Source organism: Edaphobacter sp. (genome assembly GCF_035532915.1).
Lineage (GTDB): Bacteria > Acidobacteriota > Terriglobia > Terriglobales > Acidobacteriaceae > Edaphobacter.
In genome coordinates this window covers 1-4,550 of record NZ_DATKQC010000351.1, presented here as the reverse complement: position 1 = coordinate 4,550, position 4,550 = coordinate 1, and the positions used below count along the sequence as shown (strand labels likewise).

Sequence of the window (4,550 nt, the reverse complement as noted above, 5' to 3'; positions counted from 1 at the left end):
AATTATATGAAGATTCCCGAAGAACTCAAGGCAGCGCAGGATGAAGGCTGCTGCAGCGGCAACGGAAAAGGCGAAATTCAAGGGGCTTTCCACCCTGAAATGGACGACGAAGCCGTCCGCGGCTCCGGTCGAGATGACGTGGTTGAGGAGACCCCCTGGATTCAAGGAATTTATCTCTGTCCTGCGCTGAAAAGTGCTGCTGGCCGCTTCGCTTACGAGTTGGCGGTGGTGTAGTCTGACCGATAGCAGGGGCAGATGTTTCATGGTCAATATAGTTAAGTTCAAGATTCGAGGGGTGGCGCATCGCGTCGTTTTGTTGTGCCTGGTTGGGGTCGCGTCCGCTGCCTTTGGGCAAAGCACAAAGACGATGCTGGTCGAGCCGCCTACTCCTCTGCTGCCGGCGAAGTTTGGGCCTTGGCAGCCGGAACAGACTTCGACTTTGTGTTCCGACGACTGCCCTCCGTTTGAGGGAGTTACGGGCGCCGTTCTGAAAGAGGACGGCGTAAGCCGGGCCAGCCACGCGACCTACCGCCGCGGGAGCAGCGCGGGGACGATGACGCTGGATGCCTACCAGTTTGGCGATGCGACGGGAGCGGCGAGCGCCTTTACGTTTTTGCGCAGGCCGGAGTCGCGAATGATTCTGGCGACAGGCAGCAAGGTTGGCTCGGAGATGGCGGCTTCGGGAGGTAATTACATCTTTCGCAGCGGAACGACCGTGGTGGTGGCGGATGCGAGCAAGGCGGGAGCTGCGGTGGTGAGCGACCTGCGCCTGCTGGAGTCGACGCTGCCCAAGATCGGCGGCCCGAAGGGGCAGCCTCCTCTGCTACCTACGCTGCTGCCCGGCAAGGAGCTCGAGATAGAGTCGGTGCGATACGCTTTGGGCCCGGTGGGCTACCAGACGATGGGGGGTGTGCTGCCCGGAGACATCGTCGGCTTCGACAAGAGCGCCGAGGCGGTGATGGCGAAGTATAAGGACCGGGGGATTTTGACGCTGCTGCTCTACCCGACGCCGCAGATTGCAGGCAACCACGGACGCGCTATTGTGGAGGAGATGAACCGCCAGGGTGCGGCGGCGGGGACGGTGAAGCTGCGGCGGGAGGGTCCGCTGGTGGCGATGACCACGGGAGCGTGGAGCCCGGACGAAGCGCAGAAGATGGTCGAGGGGATTCATCTGCGCCAGGTTCTGACGATGGAGAACACCCCTCCGCCGGAGTTTCACGCAGAGATTCACAAGACGGTGAGCCTGCTGACCAGCATTGCGATCCTGTCGGGCCTGCTGGCGCTGGCGGCGGTCATCCTGGGACTGGTGCTGGGGTTTGGACGGGCGGCAATCCGGGTGATGCAGGGCAAGCCTGCGGCGACGGAGCCGGAGTTTCTGCGGATCGACCTGAGCGGGCGGTCTGAGAAGATTCACCTCGAAGGGGAGCCTCCGCCGTCGCAAGGATGAGCGTGCCTGCACCGGGGATGGTGCAGCTTGGAGGCTAAGCGGCTGATTTGAGGGTGGTTTATAAATTGGCCACGCCATATTAGGCGAATAAATAGCGAATATGCTATGCTATGTTGTATGGGAAGTAACCCCCGTAACTAATTACTAAATAACGACTTATGCTTGCGATCTTTAAGCCTTGACACCTGATTTTGACAAACTTAGTATTTCGCCAGAAAGTTCTGATGGCTTTGCCTCCGTTGGAACTATTCTCCCTAAAGAAGAGGCCACCCTGTTGCCGGGTGGCCTCTTCGCTTTTGTGATGCATTACCGATGGGTGATATCTGTGTGGTGCGGATGTGGTGTGACGAGTTTTCGTTGGGTGGGCAATCTGTTTTAAAAGTTGAAGGCTTCACATCGATTTGCACCGATCGCACCGACCGGTAACAGCAGAGAGGAAGGCGAAATACAGGGTCTCTCCACTCTGCTTCGCTCCGGTCGGGATGACGTGAGTTTGTATAGCGTGGCTCGAGATGGTCACGGAATTTTACTTGGCTCCGAAATTTTGAGAGAGGCACTTTGTGGGTGTGGGTTGTGATGTTGGCTGGTTCCTTTGTGCTAGTTTGGCAGAATGGCTCGGAGGCTGGACCAAATGATTTTGCGATGGAGAGACGTGCAGGCTGGGGTGGCAGCGATCTGCGTGGGAGTTTCTATATTGATGGGCGTATGCGCGCATGCGCAGGATACGCGCCAGGTGACGGAGCCGAAGATTCCGGACTCGTGCGTGCAACTGCCGGCGCAGCTGCGAGCGATGAACAACATGCTCAGCCCTGCGGATGAGAGCAAGCTGGACACGGAGCGGATTCAAAACGCTTTGGATACCTGCAAGCCGGGTATGGCGGTCGAGCTGAAGCCGTCGAGCGGGAACAATGCATTTTTGAGCGGGCCGCTGGAGATGCGGACGGGAGTGACCCTGCTGGTCGATGAGGGCGTGACGCTGTTCGGTTCGAGGGATGCCCGGTTGTATGAGATGAAGGGCGAAGGCGTGACTCCCGGACTGTGCGGGACGATTGCGCCGGGAACGCCTACGGTCTTTCCGGCTCCGCAGCGGCAGCTCAAGGTACGCGGCGGGTGCCGGCCGTTCATCAGCGTGAATGCAAAAGATGTTGGGATTATGGGCAACGGCGTGATCGATGGAAGGGGATACGCGAAGATTCTGGGCAAGGACTATAGCTGGTGGGAGATGGCGCGGAGGGCGGAGCCGAAGAACGAGCGCTACTTTAACCCGCGGATGATTGTGGCCAGTCATGCGGATGGATTGATCCTGTACCGCATCACGCTGCACAACTCGACCAACTACCACGTGAGCGTCAACAACACAGATGGGTTTACCGCGTGGGACGTGCATCTACAGACTCCGACGACCAGGGGAATGGATGCGCGGAACACGGATGGGATCGATCCGGGGAGTTCGACGAATATTACGATTGCGCATAGCTGGATCGACAACGGCGACGACAATATTGCGATCAAGACCGGCGTCTCGCACATGACGGTGCGCGACAACCATTTTTACGACGGTCATGGGATGTCGATCGGTAGCGAGACGTATACCGGGGACAGCGATTTGCTGGTGGATGGCCTGACGGAGGACCATACGACCAGCGGGATTCGCATCAAGAGCAATGTGACCCGCGGCGGGTTGGTGCATGATCTGGTTTATCAGAATATCTGCATGAAGGATGTCGCTAATCCTATTGCCATCAGCCCTTATTACACGAACCAGACGACCGAGGGATTTGCCGATCCGAAGTATGTGGGCGACCGGATTCCTGACTATAAGGCGATTACGATTCGCAATGTAGTGGATACCACGCCGGGCGATGTTCTGCTGGCGGGGTTGGACGATGCACACACTACGGAGGTCACGCTGGATGGCGTGACGATTGAGGGAATTACACCGGCGCAGGTACATGGACGGTTTGCCACGGTGACTCTCGGAGCGGGAGGGACGAACCTTGATTTCAGCGGGACGACGATCAAAGGGGTGCCTTCCAAGGGAGCTGCAGGGAGCGGAACAGCGTTCGGCTGCGATGGGAAGTTTGTGCCGATGCAATAGAAGCTAAGGCTGGATTTGGCGGTACAGGGGATGTGCCGCTAGAATGGATGAGGCAGGCCGATGTAGCTCAGTTGGTAGAGCAACTGATTCGTAATCAGTAGGTCAGCGGTTCAACTCCGCTCATCGGCTCCATTCCCTTTCAAGTACTTAGAGCGTTTTTGTATCGTCACGCGGCATCCGTGTGACGTGAACTGTGACGTGCCGACGCCGTTTCTGGATCTTCATCGATGACCGAGCGAACGATTTCCAGGCTGGGTGCTGATAGCTTCTGCTGGTGCAGCATCTCCGGGAACGTCCATCCACAAGGCGAAACGTCAGGCAATGTTAATCGTGCGGCAGTTTGTCTTTGATGGTCTGCGCTACATCGTCGATGGAAGTGTTCTGGCTCAGTTGCTCGATCTCGCTATCGTTGGCTACATGGGGAAGACCAACTCTTCCCGCGATCTGCCGATCCATCCCTAATACGGCTGTAATCTCTTTCTCGGTCAGCAGAAGAATCTGGAGCATGAGATGGTCTCGCTCCTCGGCGCGCCGGCTCATGCGGGATTGGCGCATGAGGATCATGCTCGCCAGCAGTATTGCTTCAAGCGCCACAATCGTGCCAAGAAGGGGAAACGGCGGCGGATCGAAGTGCCGCAGGCCGGGAGACGAGATCGTGTTGAACGTTATCCAGGCCGTGAAGATTGTCAGATGAATGCAGACGAAAGAGAGGCTTCCGGCGAATCCGGCTATCCAGTCGCCCAGGCGTTCGGCTGCGGTGCGACGAGTCAGGAAATCCTGTTCGTGCTTTGCAATCAGATCTATCTGTTCCTGGATATGGTTCTGAGGCATGCTTATGAACTCGATTGGAACGGCGATGCGGATCGCGTTTGAGGTGGTCACAGTGTAAATGACAAAGCTCGGGTGCCCCATCCTTCGCGCTTTTGCGCTCCGGGGATTTAAGTTGGCGGGAGGTTAGTTGCTTGAGGATTTGGAGGAAGGTGGCGAGCGTGTCTTTTGCGGGCT

4 protein-coding genes and 1 tRNA gene are annotated in these 4,550 nt (G+C 57.5%); 4 read left to right on the top strand and 1 reads right to left on the bottom strand.

The annotated features are described in order from the left end of the window. The 4 genes from VMU57_RS16700 to VMU57_RS16685 all read left to right on the top strand — a co-directional run. A partial coding sequence (locus tag VMU57_RS16700; protein ID WP_325385449.1) for a hypothetical protein occupies nucleotides 1-234 on the top strand: 234 nt, incomplete at its 5' end. A gap of 28 nt (nucleotides 235-262) precedes the next feature. Next, nucleotides 263-1,447, top strand: coding sequence for a DUF6599 family protein (locus VMU57_RS16695; protein ID WP_325385447.1), 1,185 nt, complete (start codon nucleotides 263-265; stop codon nucleotides 1,445-1,447). Between the two features lie 697 nt (nucleotides 1,448-2,144). Next, nucleotides 2,145-3,545 (top strand): glycoside hydrolase family 28 protein, encoded by a 1,401-nt coding sequence (locus tag VMU57_RS16690; RefSeq protein WP_325385445.1) that lies wholly within the window; start codon nucleotides 2,145-2,147, stop codon nucleotides 3,543-3,545. A gap of 56 nt (nucleotides 3,546-3,601) precedes the next feature. Next, nucleotides 3,602-3,677, top strand: a tRNA-Thr gene (locus tag VMU57_RS16685). A gap of 192 nt (nucleotides 3,678-3,869) precedes the next feature. Here VMU57_RS16685 and VMU57_RS16680 read toward each other — a convergent pair. After that, nucleotides 3,870-4,376: a DUF1003 domain-containing protein gene (locus VMU57_RS16680; protein ID WP_325385443.1), complete on the bottom strand. Its 507-nt coding sequence runs from the start codon at nucleotides 4,374-4,376 to the stop codon at nucleotides 3,870-3,872. Nucleotides 4,377-4,550: the final 174 nt, after the last annotated feature.

What these genes read in the sequence shown, in the direction of transcription:
- VMU57_RS16695 (WP_325385447.1), top strand. Translation starts at nt 263, where the DNA reads ATGGTCAATATAGTTAAGTTCAAGATTCGAGGGGTGGCGCATCGCGTC.
- VMU57_RS16680 (WP_325385443.1), bottom strand. Translation starts at nt 4,376, where the DNA reads ATGCCTCAGAACCATATCCAGGAACAGATAGATCTGATTGCAAAGCAC.
- VMU57_RS16690 (WP_325385445.1), top strand. Translation starts at nt 2,145, where the DNA reads ATGGGCGTATGCGCGCATGCGCAGGATACGCGCCAGGTGACGGAGCCG.